At 39.6% G+C, this 23,018-nt stretch carries 22 protein-coding genes; 19 read left to right on the top strand and 3 right to left on the bottom strand.

Annotated elements, in window-relative coordinates; translation table 11 throughout:
- Positions 1-45 precede the first annotated feature (45 nt).
- Positions 46-447 carry a DUF2802 domain-containing protein gene (locus KDN34_RS05370; protein WP_212596534.1) on the top strand — a complete coding sequence of 134 codons (402 nt, stop codon included), beginning with the start codon at positions 46-48 and terminating at the stop codon, positions 445-447.
- 36 nt (positions 448-483) lie between these two features.
- On the opposite strand, the gene KDN34_RS05375 is transcribed toward KDN34_RS05370, so the two are convergent.
- Together KDN34_RS05375 and KDN34_RS05380 are read right to left on the bottom strand one after the other, a co-directional pair.
- Positions 484-798 (bottom strand): EscU/YscU/HrcU family type III secretion system export apparatus switch protein, encoded by a 315-nt coding sequence (locus tag KDN34_RS05375; RefSeq protein ID WP_212595886.1) that lies wholly within the window; start codon positions 796-798, stop codon positions 484-486.
- A gap of 9 nt (positions 799-807) precedes the next feature.
- Positions 808-2,640, bottom strand: a complete 1,833-nt coding sequence (locus KDN34_RS05380) for a hypothetical protein (RefSeq protein ID WP_212595887.1) — start codon at positions 2,638-2,640, stop codon at positions 808-810.
- Between the two features lie 223 nt (positions 2,641-2,863).
- On the opposite strand from KDN34_RS05380, the gene KDN34_RS05385 reads away from it, so the two are divergent.
- Positions 2,864-3,649, top strand: a complete 786-nt coding sequence (locus KDN34_RS05385) for an MlaA family lipoprotein (protein WP_212595888.1) — start codon at positions 2,864-2,866, stop codon at positions 3,647-3,649.
- An 87-nt stretch (positions 3,650-3,736) separates the two neighbouring features.
- Positions 3,737-4,846 (top strand): response regulator, encoded by a 1,110-nt coding sequence (locus KDN34_RS05390; protein WP_212595889.1) that lies wholly within the window; start codon positions 3,737-3,739, stop codon positions 4,844-4,846.
- A 42-nt stretch (positions 4,847-4,888) separates the two neighbouring features.
- Here the strand turns inward: KDN34_RS05390 and KDN34_RS05395 are convergent, their stop codons facing one another.
- Positions 4,889-6,367, bottom strand: a complete 1,479-nt coding sequence (locus tag KDN34_RS05395; protein WP_212595890.1) for a peptide MFS transporter — start codon at positions 6,365-6,367, stop codon at positions 4,889-4,891.
- Positions 6,368-6,763: 396 nt separating this feature from the next.
- Between KDN34_RS05395 and rfaH the strand changes: the two genes are divergently transcribed.
- The 16 genes from rfaH (at position 6,764) to KDN34_RS05475 (ending at position 23,014) form a co-directional block, all read left to right on the top strand.
- Entirely contained in the window at positions 6,764-7,264 is a 501-nt protein-coding gene (gene rfaH / locus KDN34_RS05400) for a transcription/translation regulatory transformer protein RfaH (protein WP_212595891.1), read from the top strand.
- Positions 7,265-7,691: 427 nt separating this feature from the next.
- Positions 7,692-10,457 (top strand): SLBB domain-containing protein, encoded by a 2,766-nt coding sequence (locus tag KDN34_RS05405; RefSeq protein WP_228730429.1) that lies wholly within the window; start codon positions 7,692-7,694, stop codon positions 10,455-10,457.
- 225 nt (positions 10,458-10,682) lie between these two features.
- Positions 10,683-11,642 carry a Wzz/FepE/Etk N-terminal domain-containing protein gene (locus KDN34_RS05410; RefSeq protein ID WP_212595892.1) on the top strand — a complete coding sequence of 320 codons (960 nt, stop codon included), beginning with the start codon at positions 10,683-10,685 and terminating at the stop codon, positions 11,640-11,642.
- Between the two features lie 197 nt (positions 11,643-11,839).
- The gene (rfbB, locus tag KDN34_RS05415) at positions 11,840-12,919 is read left to right on the top strand and encodes a dTDP-glucose 4,6-dehydratase (RefSeq protein WP_212595893.1); all 1,080 of its coding nucleotides are present in this window, start codon (positions 11,840-11,842) and stop codon (positions 12,917-12,919) included.
- Positions 12,916-13,785 (top strand): glucose-1-phosphate thymidylyltransferase RfbA, encoded by an 870-nt coding sequence (rfbA, locus tag KDN34_RS05420; RefSeq protein ID WP_212595894.1) that lies wholly within the window; start codon positions 12,916-12,918, stop codon positions 13,783-13,785. Before rfbB ends, rfbA begins: the two co-directional genes overlap by 4 nt.
- A 2-nt stretch (positions 13,786-13,787) precedes the next feature.
- The gene (rfbD, locus tag KDN34_RS05425) at positions 13,788-14,660 is read left to right on the top strand and encodes a dTDP-4-dehydrorhamnose reductase (RefSeq protein ID WP_212595895.1); all 873 of its coding nucleotides are present in this window, start codon (positions 13,788-13,790) and stop codon (positions 14,658-14,660) included.
- A gap of 51 nt (positions 14,661-14,711) precedes the next feature.
- Positions 14,712-15,260: a dTDP-4-dehydrorhamnose 3,5-epimerase gene (gene rfbC, locus KDN34_RS05430; protein ID WP_212595896.1), complete on the top strand. Its 549-nt coding sequence runs from the start codon at positions 14,712-14,714 to the stop codon at positions 15,258-15,260.
- A gap of 25 nt (positions 15,261-15,285) precedes the next feature.
- Positions 15,286-15,756, top strand: a complete 471-nt coding sequence (locus KDN34_RS05435; protein WP_212595897.1) for an adenylyltransferase/cytidyltransferase family protein — start codon at positions 15,286-15,288, stop codon at positions 15,754-15,756.
- Positions 15,757-15,784: 28 nt separating this feature from the next.
- Positions 15,785-17,020 carry an oligosaccharide flippase family protein gene (locus KDN34_RS05440; protein ID WP_212595898.1) on the top strand — a complete coding sequence of 412 codons (1,236 nt, stop codon included), beginning with the start codon at positions 15,785-15,787 and terminating at the stop codon, positions 17,018-17,020.
- A gap of 98 nt (positions 17,021-17,118) precedes the next feature.
- On the top strand, positions 17,119-18,291 hold the full coding sequence (locus KDN34_RS05445) for a CDP-glycerol glycerophosphotransferase family protein (RefSeq protein ID WP_212595899.1): 1,173 nt from the start codon (positions 17,119-17,121) through the stop codon (positions 18,289-18,291).
- Positions 18,288-19,553, top strand: a complete 1,266-nt coding sequence (locus KDN34_RS05450; protein ID WP_212595900.1) for a hypothetical protein — start codon at positions 18,288-18,290, stop codon at positions 19,551-19,553. Before KDN34_RS05445 ends, KDN34_RS05450 begins: the two co-directional genes overlap by 4 nt.
- Positions 19,550-20,449 (top strand): glycosyltransferase, encoded by a 900-nt coding sequence (locus KDN34_RS05455; protein WP_212595901.1) that lies wholly within the window; start codon positions 19,550-19,552, stop codon positions 20,447-20,449. The genes KDN34_RS05450 and KDN34_RS05455 overlap by 4 nt, the downstream gene beginning before the upstream one ends.
- Positions 20,450-20,457: 8 nt before the next feature.
- A complete protein-coding gene (locus KDN34_RS05460) occupies positions 20,458-21,564 on the top strand; it encodes a glycosyltransferase family protein (RefSeq protein ID WP_212595902.1) in 1,107 nt (368 codons plus the stop codon).
- Positions 21,557-22,159 carry a sugar transferase gene (locus KDN34_RS05465; RefSeq protein WP_212595903.1) on the top strand — a complete coding sequence of 201 codons (603 nt, stop codon included), beginning with the start codon at positions 21,557-21,559 and terminating at the stop codon, positions 22,157-22,159. The genes KDN34_RS05460 and KDN34_RS05465 overlap by 8 nt, the downstream gene beginning before the upstream one ends.
- Complete coding sequence (locus KDN34_RS05470; RefSeq protein ID WP_228730430.1) at positions 22,143-22,790, top strand: acetyltransferase; 648 nt, start codon at positions 22,143-22,145, stop codon at positions 22,788-22,790. The genes KDN34_RS05465 and KDN34_RS05470 overlap by 17 nt, the downstream gene beginning before the upstream one ends.
- Positions 22,791-22,801: 11 nt before the next feature.
- Positions 22,802-23,014: an acyl carrier protein gene (locus tag KDN34_RS05475; protein WP_212595905.1), complete on the top strand. Its 213-nt coding sequence runs from the start codon at positions 22,802-22,804 to the stop codon at positions 23,012-23,014.
- Positions 23,015-23,018 lie beyond the last annotated feature (4 nt).

Here is a 23,018-nt window from a genome sequence, read left to right on the forward strand (position 1 = left end):
GATATTCACCGTATTGCCGTTAGTCGTAAGGAGTGATCACCGATGATAGGCGATGGTTTTATGATCGCAGCGCTGGTGTACATTGTTGCCTGTCTCGGTCTGGTGTTGTTTTTGCAAAAGCAGGGCAACCGGTTGCGAAACAAAGTCGACGCGTTGACCGTGTTGGTAAAAGAAGGCGATCGGCAACGGGAAGCGTTAAAAAGAGAACTCCAGGAACTGCGCAGTGGCACTATCGGTGTAGGACGCCGGTTGTTGTCGTTGGAGCGTAAGCTTGTGGAGCAAGACGTAAAATTGGATGAGTCGATGCAGCAAGAGCCGCAAGCTAAGTTATACAGTCGCGCGATAAAAATGGTGCAGTTGGGCGCGGGTGTTGATGAGTTAATGCGGGAATGTGAACTACCTAAAGCAGAAGCTGAGTTATTGATCCGCATGCATAGTAAACACTAACCGAGTGCAAAAAAGGAGGCTTTAGCCTCCTTTGTACTATACTTGCTCGGTAATTTTTTTATGCACATTATCCCATTGATCGGGAAATTTCCCATCAAGCATATAGACAAACGCGATTAATTCCGCGATTAACAAATACAACTCTTTCGGAATGGTCTCGCCTAATTCTAACATCTGCAGAAAGTTGCTGAGATGTTCGTCCTGGTGGATATAAACGCCGGCTTCTTTGGCGACAGCAATAATCTCTTCTGCCAGCAAGTCTCGTCCCTTCGCCGTAATTGTAGGAGCAGACTTACCGTCATAACTTAACGCGACAGCTTGCTTTGGTGGCGCTTTGGCTTCGTCAGACATTGGTATTCCTCAGGCTTTAATTTGCACTAGATAGTGATCGCCCGGTAATAAGGTGGCTGGTACCGGGGCGACATGTGCTGATAACTCTGCTGGCGTCAATCCTATCTGAGTTAACTTCGTGGATAATGCTGCGAAGTGGTTACTTACTTTATCAATCAATAGCTGACTACTGCCGATAAAATGCAGGTTAACGCTATGATTTTGCATCTGTGCCTTGGCTAGCAGTGCACCACCACTCAGATTAAATTTTAGCTGTAGTTGCCATTGGCTGCGTTTATCGGCACCTTCTGAACCTTGAGCGGTATGCTCGAATTTTGCTTCCAGCTGCTCTTGGCGTTGATCGAGGTAATAGGGCAAGGTGACATACCAACATTGCCCTTGATTATCGGCGCTGGCTTGCTGGTAAAGGCGGATACTCTGCGCCATATGGTTAACATTTTCTAAAGAATCATTGTTCTGTAAGGCTTGCAGTAACTGTGGGGCGATATTGATGCGAGTCTGCAGCGCTTGAAGATACTGGCGAAGCCTAGGACTGATGTGTTGTTGCTGACTAAAGGCTTTTACCCCAATCAGCAACTGCAAAATAGTGCTTACCGCATCTGACTGTGTGGCATTGGGGGCGGTAATTGGCGCACTGGGTTGAAAGCGCATTTGTGCCGCCATCTCTGCCATTAGCGTTACCGGTTCGGCAAGGTTACTTAGTGGTTTAGGTTGCAATGCTGGCAGAAGTTTAAGCAACTCCGACGCAACATTTTGCTTTACTTCCATCGCATGCAACTCTGTTCTTGGCACGGCCCCTAATTTATTGAATGCTTTTTGTAAAAAGTTAAGAGAGGCTGGTAGGGTGCCTGCTGTTTGTGCGGGAGGCTCCGCTATATTTACTGGTGTTTCAGCTGTTTGCTGCGGTGCTGGAATATCAACAGGCTTATTGATTTGGCTCGAAGGCTGCGATTGACTCGATAATGGTAGCGGTTTATCTAGGGGGATCGCTGCAGTATCCGCTTTTACGGTTGTTCCCTGTGTGTTGCTAGCGGTAGCCATCTTTATCATATCAACTGATTGTGTAGCGGACGCTGGGGTACTAGTCGCTGGCGATACGGAAACAGTGCTGCTGGCTGTTATGGGGATTGCTGAAGCCGTGTCTGCCGTACTTTTTATTGGCGGTGCCGGCACCTGTTCTAACGATTTTATCCAGTGGCTGAAGATAGCGCTTATATCGGGTTTACTGGTCACGATGGCGGCTTGCGCGGGCGTGGCTGGTGTTGCAGTAACAGCATTGGTTGTGGCCTTTAAGCTAATATCAAAGCGATGTGTTACTGGTTCTAGTTTTAACTGTAGCGTTTCACCATCTGCCACCACCTTTGCCAGATATTGTCCGGTAGGAAGCTTAACGTTTTGTGGAATGGTGATGACCGTTCCGCCGGCAAAGCGCATATCATTTTTTTCTACTGTCACCGGCGGTAATGGATAGCCTTGCGGCCGACTGGCTAATTGCATCAATAATGGCATTGGAATGCCATTTTGTGATGCCAATTGCGTAAGGGCGTCAGGTAATTTTATCTGGATCGCTTCAGCGAGTACCAATAACTGACTAGCACGGCCCTGCATCACCTCTGGAAGCGGATTTTGCAGCTCTAATGCGGCAGCTTTTCCTTGTTGTAGCATTAATTTGAGTTGTTGCTGTACGTCGATTGTTTGCAGGGTAAATTGCTTCCCCTGTAGCGTTATCTGTAACTCATCGCCGGATATATCAATATTGACGGGCAATACCGTGCTGTTACCGGCAACCGGTGGTACTGAACCTGGCAGATCAGGCGGTATTGTGCCATTTATTGGATTCATTGTTTCAATCCAGGGTTTTAATGTGTATTTTCGAACAATACATTCTAAATATGAATTTGATCTATTTTGCCAGCGCAGTATCCTTACAGCCAAGGAACAGGTCAATGGACAGACTTTTGACGTTTACTACGCGCTTTGATTACCACTGTATCGGCCTGAACAGTTATATCCTTTAGCCAATCCCAACTAATATTCAGAATAGGTTACCCCAGAAGAGAAAGACATGAAGTATCCGTGGCTTCCAATGGTTTTCGCTCTAACGTATGCGTCCACTGCATTAGCGGAGGAGAAGCCTGCACAGGGTGATATTACTCAACCAACTGATAAACAAGTTTCTATTACCTATAAAGACCCGCGAGATCCTTGGGAAGGCTTCAACCGGGCAATGTGGAATTTTAACTACAATTATTTAGATAGATATGTCGCACGACCAGTAGCTCATGGGTATCGGGACTATGTGCCTGAACCGATAAAAACGGGGTTGGATAACTTTGTCCAAAATCTGGATGAGCCACATAGCGTAGTGAATAACACTCTACAGGGTAAATGGCACTGGGCGCTGAATGCTGGTGGTCGTTTTGTGGTTAACTCTACTGTTGGGATTTTGGGCTTGATTGATGTGGCTGACATGATGGGAATGCCACGCAAGCAAGATGATTTCAACGAGGTATTGGGATATTACGGCGTGCCCAATGGTCCATATTTTATGGCACCGTTTGCTGGTCCCTTTGTGACTCGAGAAATCGCGACTGACTGGGTGGATGGTCTATACTTTCCCATGGCAGAATTTACCTTGTGGCAAAAAGTTCTCAAATGGGGAATTCAAGGCCTGAATGCCCGAGCTGCCGCAATTGAACAAGAACGTTTGGTAGACAACGCACTCGACCCATACAGCTTTGTCAAGGACGCTTATATCCAGTATGTGGATTACAAGGTGTATGACGGAAAGGTTCCATCAAAAAAGGATGATGATGAGTTGCTTGACGAATATATGCAGGAGCTGGAGTAGCCTTTAGCTGCCGTCTAAAACTACCTGATATGCCTAGATGCATTTCGGTGGCGGCGCCAGTGTAACGGTTCTTGCCGGGAAGTTTATATGGCGCTTGAAGCTTTAAATATCTTATTGGTGGAAGATGATCCGGTATTTCGGGATATGATCGCAAGGTTTCTGCGAACTCGCGGAGCTTTAGTCACCGAAGCTGGAGATGGCCGTGATGGTCTGGAACAGTTCGTTAAAAAACGTTTCGACATCATCCTTGCCGATCTGAATATGCCCAACATGGATGGGCTGACGATGTTACGTCATATCTATAACAGTGGTTCCTCAATTCCCTCTATTATTCTATCCGGTAATCAGCGTATGGCACTGGTTACTGAAGCCTTACGTCTTGGCGCCAGCGACTATCTGGTTAAGCCGCTTAGTGATTTGCATGCCGTTGAATACGCTATTAACCAGTGTCTGGCATCTACAGGCGTAGCCCCCACTGGACTAAATGACGATATTGATGAGTTGTCTTATCTTGAACTCAACCAGAATCTGGCACTACTTGAGCAAAATACAGAGGCAGCCAAATGTGTCCAACAGCAGTTGTTTCCGGGCTCCGCCATTGATTATCCCAAAGTGCATGTTGATTACACCTTGCTAACCCATAACCGGGTAAGCCCTTACTTCATTGATTCCGCGATGGTGGGGGGGGAGCATTTCATCATGTATATGGCACATTTTTATCCTGAAGATAATCGTGCGGCTTTTGCCTGTGTCTTGCTGAAGAGTTTCGTCAATCAAAAAGTGAAAGACAGTAATAATCGTATTGATGACACTGTGACCAACCCTCAGTCCATGTTGAAATATCTTAACGAGCGTCTGGTCAATGCCGGGGTCGATCTCTACTGCGATATTATCTATGTGGCGCTGCATTTAAAGCATAATGAATTACAGGTGGCGCAGGCAGGGAGAGGGCTACGCTGTTATCTGCGTCATGGTGAAGCGTTAACCCGTCTGGCATTAGCGGATAGCATGCAACTAGGACTCTTTGCGTGGGGGCATCCGTCGATGCAATCACGTCAATTAAACGGTGATGACACGTTGTGCTTGGTTACCGGTATTCCCGCCCATAAGCAAATGTTAATGGCAAATGATTTTCATGGGCTGGTGTATTCGCCTGATACTGTTGAAGGCGGATTTGTGCAGATGCATATTGGGTAACCATAGTAAAAGGCTGCATGAACGCAGCCTTTTACGAGATAATCAGTGTTTATTGATGACTTCATGTGTTGCTGTTACGGCCAGTTCCTGCTCTAGCACTTCTTCCTCGCGACGGGTATGAAGATTGGTTTCTGCACCATGCATCCAGTCCACCAGTTTATCGGCCATAAAATAGAGAATAATTCCGGCAATCACCGCAGCAATGGCAATTCCAGCAAAAATGGCCAGAACATTATTCAGCTGCATATTCTGGTCGTCGCTATTACCAATCAATGACCCCACCATGCCGGCGGTATAATTGCCGATAAAGGTAAAGACAAACCAACTTCCCATCATCAAGGAAATCAAACGCAGGGGAGCCAGTTTGGTCACCATGGACAATCCTATCGGCGACAGGCTCAATTCGCCTAGAGTATGAAAGAAGTAAGCCGCCACCAGCCATAACATGCTCGCTTTGGCTGAGGTGCTTTCATCGACTTGCAGTACTGCCGCGATCATGAACAGAAAGCCTATCGCCAGAAATCCTAATGCCATAGCGAATTTCACCGGTGAATTAGGCTCACGTTCACCACAGCGGATCCACACTGATGCGACTATCGGAGCTAATATAAAAATAAACAGTGAGTTGAGTGACTGAAACCATTCCGTGGGTACTTCCCAGTCACTAATCATGCGGTCGGTAAAATTCAGTGCAAACAAATTAAATAGACCTCCGGCTTGTTCAAAACCTGCCCAAAATATCGCGGTAAACACGCCCATGATTAAAATCACTTTGATACGATCCCGTTCTACTTTAGTGAGTGGCGTTTTTTGAGCACTGATCTGTTGTCCTAGCTTGAGTCTTTCTAACTTGGCTGAAGGTAAGGTTCCTATATCGCCGAGTAATTTCTGCGCAAACAGAAACTGTAATAACAGTGATAACAGCATGCCGATGCCAGCACAGACAAAGCCGGCCTGATAATCGCCATCAAAGTAACGAACCACGGTACCGACAACGATTGCCGACAGAAAGGCGCCCAGATTGATGCCCATATAGAAAATGGTAAATGCACCATCACGCCGATGATCGCCTTTCGGGTACAGATCCCCGACCATAGTGGAGATATTCGGTTTGAATAAACCATTACCCAGCACAAGCCCAGCCAAACCGAGATAAAACATCACTGTTTCATAGCCTGAAATCCAGTGGTGAGGAAGTCCCAAAGAAAACTGGCCTAAGGCCATCAAGGTACCACCAAGATAGATTGCTTGCCGCTGCCCTAGCACATTGTCTGCCAGCCAGCCACCAAACAAAGGCGTCAAATAGAACAGACCAGTAAATGCCGCGTAGAGGCGTAGCGCGTCATCCTGATCCCAACCAAGACCATAGCCGCCTTCGTTGCGGACTTTGTCGACCAAGTACAACACCAAAATGGCACGCATCGCGTAATAGCTGAAACGTTCCCATAACTCGGTAGTAAACAGCAGATATAGGCCCTGAGGGTGCCCTAAAAAGGTCTTGTCAGTTGCGGCTGGGCTCATAAATTGTTCCACCTTCGTTATTTGTTATATTAAATTTACTGATCAACTGTGTTACTTATGTCGGTTTGACAATTTTGGTGGTTAAAATATTGGCAAGTTGTTATCAAGATTACTGCGAGTATAAGGTTTACATTCTGTACAACCTATTCATTTATAGTCTGTTACCCTTTGAAATTTCAAAAATTCTAAAATTGTACGCATGATAATTATCGTCAAGATGGACAACTAACACACTGTATCGTGGCTGTTCATCTAATAGACATATTAAGAATATGTTAACAATGGATTTGATTTGAGACAATTTGTCGTGGAATTTTGCTTTTAATCGTAAAGCTGATTTTGCTATCATTCTCCCTCGTGATAGGACGTCACTTAATCCAGAAGTAGAGATTCAGCATGAAGGCCTGGTACCTATTGTACTGTAAGCCCCGCAGCGAAGTGCGGGCACAACAGCATCTCACTATGCAGCAGTTAGAAACCTATCTGCCGATGTTGCGAATGGAAAAGAAAGAAAAAGGTCTGCTTGTTGTAAAGAAACAACCCTTGTTTCCTAACTACCTATTCATAAAATTTGACCCTACAATCACTAGCGTTCGGCAACTGCATTCTACTCGCGGTGTGGCTCGATTAGTGAATTGTCGGGAAGAATTGAGTGCCATTGACGAACGTTTGATTTCTCATCTCAAATACCGAGAAATGAACGAGCCTATAGTGGTACCCAAAGCATTAGCGAATGGTGATAAAGTCAAATTTACTGACGGGCCATTTGCTGATCTAGAGGGTGTCTTTCAAGAGCAATGTGGTGATAAGCGGTGTCGGATTTTGTTTAATTTCCTCGGACAAATGCAATCACTCATTGTCGATAAAACTTCACTGATATCTGCGGTATGTGCCTGATTATGCTCTCTTAGAGATAGATACTGCATGGATGGAGTTTTATCGCTTGAATTATGAAAACCGTATGATGTTATCTATAAATGCATTCCATTTATTGTGCAATGTATGGCTTTCTTTTGTTTTTTATAAGAAATATATAATTTTTAGCAATTGGATGCATATTTGAACTGACTTGCTTAGGGCGTTGAAGTAAAATCAAGCTCTTGTGTGCATTTTTGTTTTTCAAAAATAATAAAAAACAAATAGTTATATCTAAAATTTGAAATTGTTAGGCAGTTTGGAGGCCGTAATCCATGGGCGGTAGCGTGCTTCTTTTCTAAATGTGTCAGTGTTTTGCTGAGTGTCAGTATTTTGGCGCAATATTAAGTTTAATGATGAAGTTGTAATGTTTTATTTGTGCAGCATTTTTTCGATGGAGAGTTTTTGAGTGTCATTCATTAAAAGAAAGATAATACTTGCGCTGGCAGCACTTCTGTCTTTCGGATTGGTTCAGGCCGAAGCCGTTACAATTTCGCCGCAGATGGTCGAACAGTTCAAAAGTTTGCCCAAGTCAGAGCAGCTCCGTTTAGCCGAGCAATATGGTATCGATCCGTCCCAGTTAACTTCGGCGAAGAGTCAATCCTCAACTCAAAACCAAAATAACTACAACACCCCGGTCGTTCAGCCTAGGAATGACCAATCAGATGATTCCCAAAAGCAAGATGATGATTTGGGCTTCCTTAAAGACGATCAGAACCAGCCATTAAAGCGGTTTGGATATGAGATGTTTGCGGGGTCTCCAACCACATTTGCTCCAGTTTCTGATGCGCCAGTGCCTTCTAATTATATGGTGGGGCCTGGAGACACGATTAAAGTGCAACTTTATGGTAAGGATAATGAACAGTACGAATTGACTGTGACCAGAGAAGGTATATTGCAATTCCCTGGACTTGGACCTATCAACGTTAATGGTTTGTCCTTCTCAGAGCTTAGAGATTTATTATCAAAGCAAATTAAACAACAGATGATTGGTGTTGATATCAACATCACTATGGGTGAATTGCGTTCCATTAGAGTTTTTCTTGCTGGAGATGCATACAAACCAGGTTCTTATACCGTATCTAGTTTGTCTACCATCACGCAGGCGCTATTTGTATCAGGTGGTGTTAGTGATATAGGCTCATTGCGTAATATCCAGTTGAAACGTCAGGGCAAAGTTGTTGCGACGTTTGATCTTTATGATCTTTTACTGAATGGTGATTCTTCAAAGGACTTGTCACTCCGATCTGGCGATGTTGTGTTTATTCCCGCAATGGGACCCACCATCAGTGTGTCCGGAGATGTGCAACGGCCCGCAATATATGAGTTGAAGCCAAACGAAAATCTAATCGATGTGGTGAAAATGGCAGCTGGGTTAAAGCCTGGAGCCTACCCCAAAAGTAGTACAATTGAGCGCTATAATCGTGATGGATTGAAATCAATCATTAACGTCGATCTTACAACTTCAGCAGGCCAGAAATTTGTCGCTAAAGATGGAGATTATCTGCGAGTAAAGAGTGCTTCTTCAGAATATGATAATGCTATCACTTTGGTTGGTGCAGCGGTAAGACCTGGTATATATCAATGGGTTAAAGGCCAAAAAATCAGCAGTCTCATACCGACTATAAATGGTGATTTATTAGCGGGGGCCGATCTTAAATACGCATTAGTTGTGCGGCAGATTAATGATGTAGGTGATATCAAAGTACTGCAATTTTCTCCTGCAAGAGCCATTACAGACACTGCATCGCAAGATAACGTGCTTTTAATGCCTAAAGATAAAGTAGTTATTTTTAATGCAAGCAATCATATCAGAAATCGCTACGAGCTAAACAGACTAGTAAAAGACCGAGTTAATAAGATTCAGAAAATTAGTAAAACCAAAGGAAATAACTCTGACAACTCGTTAGTTAATACCGATCTCTTCCAGTCAGGTTTTAGTCAACTTGGGCAAGAAAAATTGGGGCAGAGACATCAGTTAGCGGGTGTAGTACTTGCTAAAGACGATGCCGCCCCACAAGAATCCGATTTAGTGTCAACTGAAGTGGAAAAGATGTTACTACAGCTTTTCAATGACAGAGGATTAATCAAACTAAGTTCGGAATTTAATCGTCAGGAATTACTCTATCCAATTATTGCAACACTTAAGACTCAGAGCCGTGCAGGCAAAGAAGCCAAAGTGGTCGCCATTAATGGCGAGATACAATATGACGGTATATACCCGCTTGTTGAAAAGGCCACTGTAAGTGATCTTATTGCGGCGGCTGGGGGATTGAAAGAAGGCGCTTACATTCAGAGAGCAGAATTGACCCGTACCTATACGGATGCTGACTCTTCTTCAATCGCGCATCTTAATGTAAATGTGAAGCAGGCGATGGATCATGAAGCGGGAGCTGATATCAGCTTGCAACCTCGAGATGTTCTGACCGTTTTGAAAACTCCAGAGTGGCAAGAGACTCAGTCTGTTGAAATTCGGGGTGAAGTTAAGTTCCCTGGTAATTACAGTATTCGTCGCGGCGAAACACTGGAACAGGTGTTAACTCGCGCAGGCGGCTTTACTGATAATGCTTATCTGCCATCTGCAGTCTTTGTGCGTGATTCAATCAAAAAGCAGGAAGAGATTGAAATCAAGCAGATGGCTGATCAACTGCGTCGAGACATCGCCACGAGAGGTATTTCCAAAGACGGTACCGTGGTGAATTACGATGATGCGCAGAAAATGCTGACTGATTTAGAACATATCAAGGCTGTTGGACGTTTAGTTATCGATCTGCCAGCAATCTCCCTAGGAATAAAGCAGGCTGATCTGCAACTTGAGGATAAAGATGTGCTGTATGTGCCGGCACAAAAGCAAATCATTTCTGTAGTAGGCGAAGTACAACATCCCTCAACTCACAGATTTAAGAGTGGCATGACGCTAAATCAGTATTTAGAGATGGCTGGCGGCGCTAGGAAACGTGCAGATACTGACCGCATTTATGTCATAAAGGCAGATGGTTCAGTGATGATGCCACATAATTCTTTCTGGTTTTCGAGTGAGGATAACCTCTCTGCTGGCGATACCATTGTGGTACCTCTCGATACTGAGTACAAAGATAATCTGACGTTATGGTCGCAAGTCACATCAATCTTTTATAACTCAGCAGTTGCACTTGCGGCCATTGCCAATTTGTAGTTGTAACTAGCTTTATGCCGCGTACATAAATTTATGTGCGCGGCACGCGAAAAAGAGGATTGGCCTGTGAGTGTTTAAGTTATTTCCGCTAGACCATCACATGCTGCCATTGGCATAACGTTTGTACCTTGGTACTTGAGTTACCTTTTTATTTTTATCTCTAGCTGATGCAATATTGCTTAGCTTTTCTTACAACTTATAGCTACGGCTTAGCACTATATTTTTATGTCAAATACCATTTCTAATCCGCAAGATGCTGAATTTGCCCCGCGGCAGTTTGAGACAAGTGACGAAATCGACCTGAGAGAACTCTTTAGCGTTATTTGGGCCGGAAAGATACTCATTATCGCCATCACTCTAGTATTTGCTATAGGCGCGGTTGCTTTAGCATTGTGGATGCCGAATATTTATAAGTCAGAGGCATTGTTGGCGCCCGCGGAAGAGGCTCAAGGTGGTGGGCTATCTGCTTTGGCAAACCAGTTTGGTGGACTGGCAAGCCTAGCCGGCATTAATTTGGGAAAAAATGGTGGTGCAGATAAGACTGAATTAGCCATCGAAGTGATGCAGTCACGAAAATTCACTTCAGATTTCATTGAAAAACACCACATTTTGCCAGAGCTCATGGCGGTTGATAAATGGAGTCTCAGCGATAATAAAATTTCATATGATTCTGAACTCTATGATGCCACCACTAAGGAATGGGTGCGAAAAGTTAAACCTCCTTTGCAGGCTAAGCCCTCTATGCAGGAAGCATACAAAGCGTTTACCAAAATTTTTTCAGTAACCAGTGATAAGCAGTCAGGATTAGTAACGGTATCGATTGAGCACAAATCTCCCTATATCGCCAAACAATGGGTTGACTGGTTGGTTACAGATATCAATCAGGTAATGAAACAACGGGATGTTACAGAAGCAAAGCGCAGCACTGAATATTTGGAAAAACAGATCGAACAAACCAATGTCGCTGATATCCGAACTGTTTTGTACAAGTTAGTGGAAGAACAAGCAAAGACTATTATGTTTGCTGAAGTCCGCGATGAATATATTTTTAAAACGGTCGATCCAGCACTGGTGCCTGAAGAGAAATTCAAACCAAAGAGAGCGTTGATTTGTGTGCTGGGAACTTTACTGGGCGGCATGCTGGCAGTCTTTTTAGTATTGGTAAGATATTTTGTCAAAAAATGACCTATTGAGAGATTGTGGAACGGCAGTTAAAATCAAGTAATTACAGTGTGTTAGATGTTTTTTACTGTCTCAAAATGAATAAAAACTGTCTCAGCTAATCCGATTGGATGAGACATCTTATAGGTTCCACTCTTCTTAATGTTTTGATTCTAATAATAAGTTCTAGTCATATTAATTATAGTAATTAGAGATTTTAAATGAAAATTTTAGTAACAGGTGGCGCTGGGTTTATCGGCTCTGCAGTTGTAAGACATATAATTCAAAATACAAATGATAGTGTCGTCAACGTAGATAAGCTTACGTATGCGGGTAATTTAGAGTCACTAGCGGAAATTGATTCGAGTGACAGATATGCATTTGAACAAGTGGATATTTGTGACCCAAACGAATTAGAAAGAGTGTTTGCAGAACATCAACCGGATGCAGTAATGCATTTGGCTGCGGAGTCGCATGTTGACCGTTCAATTGATGGCCCTGCTGCTTTTATCCAAACTAACATCGGTGGTACTTATACGCTTTTAGAAGCCACTCGGTCCTATTGGAATAAACTCAATACCGAACAAAAGTCCACCTTTCGTTTTCACCATATCTCGACAGATGAAGTTTATGGCGACTTACCTCATCCTGATGAAGAGCCTGGGGAATTGCCACTGTTCACCGAGAAAACCGCTTACGCACCAAGTAGTCCTTATTCTGCCTCTAAAGCATCCAGTGACCATTTAGTTCGTGCGTGGCGTCGCACTTACGGTTTACCCACCATCGTTACTAATTGCTCAAACAATTACGGTCCTTATCATTTCCCTGAAAAGCTAATCCCACTAGTCATCCTTAATGCCCTTGATGGGAAGGAGCTGCCTATCTATGGCAAAGGCGATCAAATTCGTGATTGGTTGTATGTTGAAGACCACGCGAGGGCTTTATATAAAGTGGTCACTGAAGGAAAAGTAGGGGAGACCTACAACATCGGCGGCCATAACGAAAAGAAAAATATCGAGGTAGTAGAAGCGATTTGTCATATCCTTGATGATATCAAGCCTAAAGAAGATGGCAGTTACAGTGAACAGATCACCTATGTTGCAGACAGACCAGGGCACGATAGACGTTACGCCATTGATGCAACAAAGATTGCGAATGAACTCGGCTGGCAGCCTCAAGAAACATTCGTAACAGGTCTGCGCAAAACAGTTACTTGGTATCTCGAAAATGAGCAGTGGTGGCAACGAGTAAGAAGCGGTGAATATCAGGGGACTCGTCTAGGTCTGGGAGTTAGAAAATGAAGGGTATTATTCTAGCTGGTGGCTCCGGTACCCGCCTTTATCCTATCACCCGTGGTGTTTCAAAGCAGTTATTGCCAGTTTACGACAAACCCATGATCTACTACCCACTATCAACCTTAATGCTGGCGGGCATCCGGGATATCTTGATTATCACCACTCCTGAAGACAACGAAAGCTTTACCCGCTTATTAGGTGATGGCGGAGATTTTGGCGTAAGTATTCAATACGCTATTCAGCCCAGTCCCGACGGTTTAGCTCAAGCTTTCTTAATCGGAGAGCAATTCATCGGGAAAGATAGTGTTTGCTTAGTACTTGGTGACAACATTTTCTACGGTCAGTCATTTAGTAAAACTTTACGCAGTGCTGCTAGCAGAGAAAGTGGGGCAACTGTGTTTGGTTACCAGGTAAAAGACCCTGAACGTTTCGGGGTCGTTGAGTTTGATAATAATATGAAGGCGATCTCCATCGAAGAAAAGCCTGCCAAGCCCAAATCAAACTACGCAGTAACAGGTCTGTATTTCTATGACAATCGTGTAGTAGAACTCGCAAAATTGGTTAAGCCATCAGCTCGTGGTGAATTAGAAATCACTACGCTCAATGAAATGTACTTAAATGATGGCTCGCTGAATGTTGAATTGCTTGGTCGTGGTTTTGCTTGGTTAGATACAGGCACACACGAAAGTCTGCATGAAGCATCCTCATTTGTAGAGACAATTCAGAATGTTCAAGGACTGAAGGTGGCTTGTTTAGAAGAAATAGCCTTTCGTAACGGATGGCTTAGCGCTGAACAGCTAAAGGAAAAAGCTAGCCCTATGCTTAAAAATGGATATGGGCGTTATCTCATGCGATTGTTGAGTGAAGCCTGATAATGAAGATCTTAATCACTGGCAGTAATGGTCAAGTCGGCAGTTGCTTGGTAAACAGATTACAGCAAAAGCCAGAAATTGAATTTTTAGCGTTAACCCGTCAAGAGTTAGATATTACAGATCCGGTTCAAGTTGATGCAATAGTTAAGCAATTTACCCCTGATGTTATTATAAACGCCGCCGCCTACACCGCTGTAGACAAAGCAGAACAAGACGTTGAACTTTGTTATGCAATAAACCGTGACGGACCAAGATTTTTGGCTGCTGCTGCGCACAAGAATGGAGCAATACTTCTTCACATATCAACTGATTATGTTTTCTCTGGTGACAAACAAGGTTTATACAATGAAGAAGATCCTGTAGCTCCGCAAGGAGTTTATGGGGAAAGTAAACTCGCGGGTGAATTAGCCATAGCTAAAGAGTGTCCTCGACATATTATACTTCGTACTGCATGGGTGTTTGGCGAACACGGCAATAATTTTGTAAAAACCATGCTGCGATTAGCCAAAACAAGAGACACATTAGGAGTTGTTGCTGACCAATTCGGTGGCCCCACATATGCAGGTGATATTGCCAATGCACTTATCGTGATGGCCAACGCCCTGAATGTCGGTAATAAAGAGTATGGTGTGTATCATTTCTCTGGATTGCCTCATGTCAACTGGCACCAATTTGCAGTTGATATTTTCACGCAAGCTAAGTCTCAGGGTATTATCGATAGGCAGATAAGGGTAAACGCCATAACTTCAGAGCAATACCCCACTCCAGCGAAACGACCTACCAACTCAAAACTGAGTTGCCAAAAAATCGAACAAATATTTGGCATTATGCCAAGCGATTGGCTGACAGCGTTAACACATTTAAATCAGTGGTAAACTACGGTCATCTACGCACAATAATAATCTAACGGAAATTTTGAGATTAAAATGAACATTATCGACACCAAGATCCCCGCCGTAAAGATCATTGAGCCAAAAGTATTTGGTGACGGACGTGGTTTTTTCTTTGAAAGTTTTAACCAGCAGCAATTTGAAGCGGCAGTAGGTTATCCAGTTAAATTTGTGCAAGATAACCATTCTAAGTCAAGTAAAGGGGTATTAAGAGGTTTACATTATCAATTGCCTCCTTATGCTCAAGGCAAATTAGTTAGATGCGTTGTGGGGGAGGTATTTGATGTTGCGGTGGATATTCGCGAAACTTCTCCAACATTTGGAAAGTGGGTTGGGGTTAACCTTTCAGCGGAAAATAAGCGTCAGCTATGGATCCCAGAAGGATTCGCTCACGGTTTTGTAACAATAAGTAACACTGCGGAATTTTTATATAAAACTACAAATTATTATTCGAAAGAAAGTGAACGTTCAATTCTGTGGAATGACAATCAAATAGGAATTATATGGCCTTTTGACGGTGAACTAAATTTATCTGAAAAAGATAAGTTGGCAACCAAATTTTTATCATCAGACCTATTTAAATAAAATATTTTTGTGTGAGCGAAATATCATGAAGGATGTTGTTATTACATATGGAACGTTTGATTTGTTTCATGTCGGTCATGTTCGTTTATTAAAAAGATTGAAGGCATTGGGCGATAAATTAGTGGTTGGTATATCTTCCGATGAGTTTAATAAGATCAAAGGTAAAACATCTTTTTTCTCATATGACGAAAGAGCTGAAATCGTTGGAGCTTGTAAATACGTTGATGAAGTATTTGCAGAACATCATTGGGAGCAGAAAATTGATGATATTATCAGATATAATGCTACCATTTTTGCGATGGGAGATGACTGGAAAGGTCGATTTGACCATCTAGAACCGTATTGCAAAGTTATTTATTTGCAACGAACGGAAGAAATATCCACGACTTCAATTAAATCTCAGTTATCACAAATAAATAGAAGCGAATTAGATAGGATTCAGAATTCTTTACATGATGTTATTGAGATCGTAAAGGCTATGGGACCTCAACAATAAATTTTATTTATTAATATCAGAGAATAATTTGCAAGAGAATAACTTAAAAAAAAATATTGTTGCAATGATAATAGTGCAATTTTCTAATTACATTGCCCCTTTGTTGGTATTTCCTTATCTCACAAGGGTACTTGGCTTAGAAGGCTTTGGTATTGTTGCAATGGCAATGTCACTATGTGCGATAGCATTAGTTTTTATTGATTACGGTTTTTGCTTATCTGCACCTCATTGGCTAGCTAAGAACAAAAATAAAAAAGATGAGGTTGCTAATTATGTTGGTGCTGTGTATTTAATAAAAGTCTGTTTGTTTTTAATTGTTTCTTTGGTGATACTTTTCTATTTGAATATTACCAATAAAATTCCACATGATCCTGCTCTTCAATTTGGGCTTATAGCGTCTATTTTTTTCGCTTCGCTTCAACCAAGCTGGTTTTTTGTCGGGATTGAGAGGATGAAACATGTTACTACATTTATGGTGGCTGCAAAACTTTCATACCTAGCACTAGTTTTTTTATTTGTGAAAGAACATTCGCAAATATCAACGGTATTCATTTGTTTTGCAATAAGTAGTTTCTTTGCTTCAGCTATTGGTTTTTATTTTATATACAAAGAAAAATATTGGATTGCCTTTCCACATCATTCTACTATCTATATCGTTATTAAAAATAGTGCAATATTTTTTATTTCCCGTTTGGCTGTTGGGTTATATACCAGTGCTAGTACTTTTATAATAGGTACATTTGTGGGTTTTAATGCAGCTGCTTTATATAGCAGCGCCGAGAAAATCTATCAAGCTGGTCAGAGTGTGACATCACCCGTAAGCCAAGTGCTATTTCCTTACTTAACACGAACCGGGAATAAAAAAGTATTATATAAAACGGTGTTATTATTATTAGTCCCGCTTGTGATTGGTGTGTCAGGTTGCATTTACTATGCTGAAAATATAATGGTGTTGTTTTTTGGAACGCAATTTAGCGATGGCGCAGACATATTAAGGATTTTTTTAGTTACACTGTTATTTACATTTGTGAGTGTTAATTTTGGCTATCCGGCATTTGCATCTGTTGGTAGAGTTGACTTTGCTAATAAAACAGTAATATTCGCTGCTACTATACAGGTAGTTAGTTTAATTATACTATATACGACTGATAATATTAGTACTATTAATTTGTGTTATAGTATTTTGTTTGTTGAATTTGTTGTTATGTTAACTAGGGTTTGTCTTTTTTTTGTGCAGGTAAAGATACAGAGTTCAACTACGTAAACTCATTACCATCGGCTAAGTATAAATTCCGGTTCAAAATTAACAATTCTTAGCTTTTTGATTCAAATTGAGATCTAAGTTAAAAAGCAGGTTTAAAAATGTCATTTCTTATAAGAAAAATAATTTATTTATCTACATGGATAATCAGTTTTTTTATTCCTAGGAATAAAAAAAAATTAATACTTGGCGCTTGGTTTGGTCAAGAATATGGGGATAATACGAAATATTTTTTACGTTATCTGCTTAAAAATTACAAAGGATGTTTTGATATTACTTGGGTTTGTAAGAGTGAAGCTGTTTTATGTAAAATTAATGAAGAGTTTGGTGGCGAAGTTAGAGTTGTTTTGTCAGGAAAACCTAGAGCTTTCTATCATCAGTTAAGAGCAGCATTTTTTTTTACTGTAACAGGTAGAGCTGATGTTGACTATCATCTACTCGGTGGTGCTACACATATTGAGTTGTGGCACGGAATTCCATTGAAGAAAATTAACTATGATACATATACATCCTCTGGTAAAAGATTAAGAAGAATAGCGGAATTTTTACATAAAAAAAAATATTTCGTCGTTGGTCCGAGCAAGGGATTAATAAAAACTTACTGTTCGGCATTCGATATAGAAGAAGAAAAAATTTTGAATATCGGTCAATGCAGAACAGATGTTTTTTTTGATAATTCTTTAGAATTTGAGACTTTACCTGATATCTTAAAAGGAAAGTATATATTATATATGCCAACTCATAGATATGAAGGCAATGTAATTTTTAAATTTGATGATCTTCTTGATTTAGAATTTATTGATTCTCTTTGTGAATCATTAGGATGCAAGTTTGTTATTAAAAAACACTTTTATCACAAAGAGAATAATCCTGAATTGAATAGGTTTAGTAATATTGTTGACATTACTGATATGAAAATAGATCCATTAATATTGCTCAAGCATTCTCAGGCTCTAATTACTGACTACTCAAGTTGTTATATAGATTATTTGCTTATTGGTAAGCCGATAATCTTTTATTGCTATGACCTTGAAAATTATATAGAGAATGAGCGTGGACTATATCGTCAGTTTGAAGATGCAATTCCTTCTGAACCTGTTTTTAATAAATACTCACTAAATTTAAAGTTGAATACCATTTTTGAATGTGAAAAAAGTGATAAATACATTAGCACCTGTCTTTTTTATCATGATAAATTTCCAGGTATAAATTACTATCAATCTTCTTCAGAGAAATTGGTATCTCTACTGTTTTCAGGTTCTATTAAAAAATGAGTGCAGTAACTCCAATTGTGCAGAATGGCAAGGTATCATTTATTAAAAAGATATTAATATTTATTCTTTTAGTTGTTAATTTTTTAATGTTTATACGAGTGAGTTTTCTCGGTAGGGATTTTCAAGTAGGATTATATTCATATTTAGTTTTTTTTATATTTTTACCATTGTTGATTAAATGCTTTATTTCTAAGTTAAGTATTCGCAGTATACGATATAATCCGCTTTTGGCAAGTTTTCTTTTATTCGTCTTTTTCGAAATATTTTCAGTAATTTTTTATTTTGCTAATGATATAACTTATATTGGTATAAGCAAAACTGATAATTTCGAATATAATTTGTTGAATTGTGTTGTATTCATTCTTTTACCTCAAGTTGTCTTCTTTATCTTTGGGTTCCTTGTTAACATAAATGGTTTATCTTTCGTTAGAAGAATTAATACTTTTTTTATTTTTATTGGATTGCTATTGTTTTTTTTTCGACCATTTAGATATCAGGAATATTTAAATAGCTTATATGGGTTCGGTGATGGCTATCTAGATAATTTGCGGTTTCTAGGGATTTTGGATAATTCAATGGCAATGGGATCTTTAGCTTTAATTTTGACAATATTATACCTTTTTAGTAGTGAGCTAAAAGTAGAAATTGGTAAATACGAAAGATATTTGGTAGCGTTTCCTATTTTAGCTGTTTTTTTGTGTTTGCAACGGTCCGCGATTGGATTATTGTTTATCATGTTAGTTTTGTATTCTTTTTACGAAATGAGACGTTTTAGTTTAAAAAAAATATTTTTTATAATTATTTTTTGTCTTTGTTTGTTTGCTTTTATTTATTATGATTATGAATCAATCTTAGCTTCTAATGTGTTATTAAGGTTGCAAAGTATTTCATCGGGGTTTGATAGGTTTAATTCAATTAGTCAAATATATGATGTCTCAACAACTTTGCTTTTAGGATTGGGGTTAGGTGCATCTTCACATAAAGGGGAATTATGGTCTGCAATACATTTTTTTGATAATAACTATTTTAGAATATTATCGGACTTAGGTCTTTTAGGTTTTATGTTATTTTTATCAATTCTTCTATTTGCTATTGAAAGAGCTTTCACTAAAAACTCAATATTCAGTCTGGCTGTTATCGTTTTATATATCATTCAGGCTGCATTTACTAATGTATTTGATTTATTCTATTCATCCTTCTTTTTTTGGTACATAATTGGATTGCTTTCATACTGCCCTCATGCATATCGGAGAAATTTGTGATTAAGGTTGCTGTTTTACTTTCTTTTTATAACGGTCACAAATATATAGATGACCAAATTTTTTCTATATTGAATCAACGATTGTATGGTATTTGCGTAGATATTTATATCAGAAACGATGGCTCCACTTGTATTGACAGTTTGTGTAAGCTAAATGATATTAAAACTAAACATCCGCATATACGTGTCATACATGGTGAAAATATTGGTGTAGTTAATAGTTTTTTAGAATTACTTGAAGTCGTGGATGGGTATGAATATTACGCATTCTGCGACCAAGATGATTATTGGTTACCTAATAAAATTGGCCGGGCTGTTGAAAAGGCGAGTTTAGATGTTCCATTTCTTTATTGTGGGAAGTACACTCTGGTTGATGCAGAACTTGAGGTTTTAGATAGTAATATCCGCGTAACTAATGTGATTCCTTCATTTCAAAATGCATTGTTTAAAAATTTTTGTACAGGTTGTACATGTTTAATCAACAGTAAGTTGCGAAATGAAATTCTCAAAATTAATATGCCAACCTCCATACCAATGCACGATTGGTATTTGTTATTAGTAGCATATTGCAAGGGGCGTGTTTTCTATGATTCTGAGTCGCACATTTTATATCGTCAACATGGTTCAAATGTTGTTGGTGGTGTCACTAATTTCAAAGATAAATTTAAGCGATATTTCAGGTTTATCATAGAAGGTAATAAGACTCGCTCCACGCTTGCAGAACACCTTAAAAGTATTAATACTAATCAAGACATCTCCAAATTCCTGGATGATTTAGTATCTTCTGAAAAAAATGTTGTTAAAAGAGTTAAACTTATTGCTGATAAAAATTGGACCTATGCGGCGTTTTTAGACAGGCTTTCTGTCTATATTACCGTCTTATTTTATCGGTTCTAAGGTGTCATATGAAAGTATGTGTTGTTTCTCCCTTTTTTGTAGACGATAAGAGTATATCTCGTCCTGCTTTTGTTCGTGATACTTTACTTAATCATTCGAATGATGTGGTCGTTTTGACGAGTGATTTTTCACATCAACTCAAAAGGAGAGTGCATTTCGATAGTGATAAAATTATTACTGTTAGAACGTTAAACTACTCAAATAACAAATCAGTTTTTCGTTTTGCTTCGCATTTCTTCTTAGCTATTTTCTTATTTTTAAAAGCCGTAAAAATTTCAAGGGGTATAGATGTTTTTTATGTCACAGCCCCGTTTGCATTTACTGCTTTACTTATAAAAATTTTCATTAGGAAAAAAGTTATTGTAGATATTATAGATTATTGGCCATATTCCTTACCATTTAAAAAGAACTATTTAACTAGTCCATTTTTAAAGGTTTGGCATTTTTTTAATTTTTTATGTTTTAAAATGTCAGATTTTACGATATCTTTATCATCAACATTCCTATCTCTGGCTAAGGTTGATTTAAAATATCAGATATTATTTGGAACGAATAGCAAGTTTGTTCTGCATCATGATGTTTCGGATAAAAAAATATCGATTCTCTATCTTGGGAATATAGGTGAACTTTATGATTTTGAGTCTCTAATTTCTCTGTTTGAAAAATATCCTGAAAAGTATGTTTTCGAAATCGTAGGTAGCGGTGATAGGCTGGACTGGCTCAAATTAGAGTTGGAACGGATTGGTGTGGAACATAGATTTCATGGAGTAGTCTATTGTGAAAATAGTTTGAAGAAAATTGCAAGTAAATGTCATTTTGGTTTTAATGGATATCTAAAGACTAATGCGAGTTTCTCCTATAAAGCGTTGTCATATTTTAGTTACGGCTTACCCATTATAAACTCAATGAGAGGCGATATATTTAATTATGTTGAAATGTACAATCTCGGTATTAATTATCAACAAGATTCTAATTTGTCACTTGAAAAAGCGATTCTCAATTATGACTATTCTTCATGTTTAACTCAAAATGTTCGGCGTTTTTTTATCGAAAACCTGGAGCAGAGTAAAATTGAAATGAAAATTATTAAGGTATTTGAGGAACTTTATGATTAAGCGGACTTTTGATATTTTTGTCTCATTGCTTTTGCTTTTGCTTTTTTCACCTTTGATTTTTTTGATAGCTTTAAAAATACGCTCGAATCTAGGCTCTCCTATTTTATTCCAGCAAATTCGGCCAGGATTGTCTGGCAAACCTTTCAAAATGTTTAAGTTCCGAACTATGAAGGATGCATTGGATTCGCAAGGGAATCCTTTACCTGACTCCGAGAGAATGACACATTTTGGTGCCAGGCTTAGGAGTTCAAGTCTGGATGAGCTGCCAGAGTTGTGGAACGTGCTAAAAGGCGACATGAGTTTAGTCGGTCCGAGACCTTTGTTGGTTGAGTATTTACCACTCTATAGTAAAGAGCAATTTCGGCGTCATGAGGTAAAGCCGGGGGTTACTGGTTGGGCTCAAGTTAACGGACGCAACGCAATTAGCTGGCAAAGAAAATTTGAACTAGACGTATGGTATGTTGAGAATAATTCGTTCTTTTTAGATTTGAAGATTTTGCTAATGACAGTAAAAAAGGTTTTCATCAAAGAAGGAATTTCAGGAGATGGTGAAGTTACTATGAAAGCTTTTACAGGGGATGATAGTGAAAAATAAAATGATATACCTGCTTGGTGCGGGAGGTTTTTCAAGAGAGCTATATTCCTATCTAGAAAGGACTGATTTTACATATAATGGGTACGTGTTCGGTGGTTTTTTGGATGACAATGAATATGCTCTCGAGGGGTATGATATTAGTCATGTTGTTAAAGGAAAGTTGAAATCTGAAGATCTTAATAATGAAGATGTTATATTGTTGATGGGCGTTGCCAATTGCCGCCTTAAAAATCAACTTTATGATTTTTATAAAGCTCTGAAATTCGAGTTTTTAACTTATATTCATCCATCTGTAATATTAGGTCATAACGTTGATCTTGGGGAAGGATGCGTACTGGCCCCAAACGCTGTAGTTACTACAAATGTAAGTATCGGCAAATTATGTACATTGAATGCAAATTCCACAGTTGGACATGATGCCACAATAGGTGATTTTTGTACATTAAGCGGTCATTGTGATGTGACCGGTTTTGTTACGTTGGATAACCGAGTATTCATGGGCTCTCACTCATTAGTTATTCCTAGTACTATAGTTGGTGCTGATGTTGTTATTGGTGCTGGAAGTGTTATTATTTCGAAGGTGAAAAGCGGAACTACTATGTTTGGTAATCCCGCAAAGAAAATAAAGTAGGAGTAATAAATATGGTCAATACACAAAAGTTGTTGGATATTGTAGCTGAAATCATCGAGATGGACGACGTTACATTGGAAACAGAATTAAATGAGGATAATTGGGATTCTCTAGCTGTAGTAACTTTTATATCTGAAGTTGATAATGAGTTTGATAAAATCGTGTCACCTTCTCAAGTTATCAAAGCCACGAAAATCGCCGAGTTGTTAGAACTTATCAAATAATTTA

The organism is Shewanella yunxiaonensis (assembly GCF_018223345.1).
Classification (GTDB): Bacteria; Pseudomonadota; Gammaproteobacteria; order Enterobacterales; family Shewanellaceae; genus Shewanella; species Shewanella yunxiaonensis.

Coding starts and splice junctions, on each gene's coding strand:
- KDN34_RS05380 (WP_212595887.1), bottom strand. CDS start 2,640: ATGAATCCAATAAATGGCACAATACCGCCTGATCTGCCAGGTTCAGTA.
- KDN34_RS05450 (WP_212595900.1), top strand. CDS start 18,288: ATGAGTGCAGTAACTCCAATTGTGCAGAATGGCAAGGTATCATTTATT.
- KDN34_RS05395 (WP_212595890.1), bottom strand. CDS start 6,367: ATGAGCCCAGCCGCAACTGACAAGACCTTTTTAGGGCACCCTCAGGGC.
- KDN34_RS05375 (WP_212595886.1), bottom strand. CDS start 798: ATGTCTGACGAAGCCAAAGCGCCACCAAAGCAAGCTGTCGCGTTAAGT.
- KDN34_RS05385 (WP_212595888.1), top strand. CDS start 2,864: ATGAAGTATCCGTGGCTTCCAATGGTTTTCGCTCTAACGTATGCGTCC.
- rfbB (WP_212595893.1), top strand. CDS start 11,840: ATGAAAATTTTAGTAACAGGTGGCGCTGGGTTTATCGGCTCTGCAGTT.
- KDN34_RS05435 (WP_212595897.1), top strand. CDS start 15,286: ATGAAGGATGTTGTTATTACATATGGAACGTTTGATTTGTTTCATGTC.
- rfbC (WP_212595896.1), top strand. CDS start 14,712: ATGAACATTATCGACACCAAGATCCCCGCCGTAAAGATCATTGAGCCA.
- KDN34_RS05460 (WP_212595902.1), top strand. CDS start 20,458: ATGAAAGTATGTGTTGTTTCTCCCTTTTTTGTAGACGATAAGAGTATA.
- rfbA (WP_212595894.1), top strand. CDS start 12,916: ATGAAGGGTATTATTCTAGCTGGTGGCTCCGGTACCCGCCTTTATCCT.
- KDN34_RS05410 (WP_212595892.1), top strand. CDS start 10,683: ATGTCAAATACCATTTCTAATCCGCAAGATGCTGAATTTGCCCCGCGG.
- rfbD (WP_212595895.1), top strand. CDS start 13,788: ATGAAGATCTTAATCACTGGCAGTAATGGTCAAGTCGGCAGTTGCTTG.
- KDN34_RS05475 (WP_212595905.1), top strand. CDS start 22,802: ATGGTCAATACACAAAAGTTGTTGGATATTGTAGCTGAAATCATCGAG.
- KDN34_RS05390 (WP_212595889.1), top strand. CDS start 3,737: ATGGCGCTTGAAGCTTTAAATATCTTATTGGTGGAAGATGATCCGGTA.
- KDN34_RS05470 (WP_228730430.1), top strand. CDS start 22,143: ATGATAGTGAAAAATAAAATGATATACCTGCTTGGTGCGGGAGGTTTT.
- KDN34_RS05445 (WP_212595899.1), top strand. CDS start 17,119: ATGTCATTTCTTATAAGAAAAATAATTTATTTATCTACATGGATAATC.
- rfaH (WP_212595891.1), top strand. CDS start 6,764: ATGAAGGCCTGGTACCTATTGTACTGTAAGCCCCGCAGCGAAGTGCGG.
- KDN34_RS05465 (WP_212595903.1), top strand. CDS start 21,557: ATGATTAAGCGGACTTTTGATATTTTTGTCTCATTGCTTTTGCTTTTG.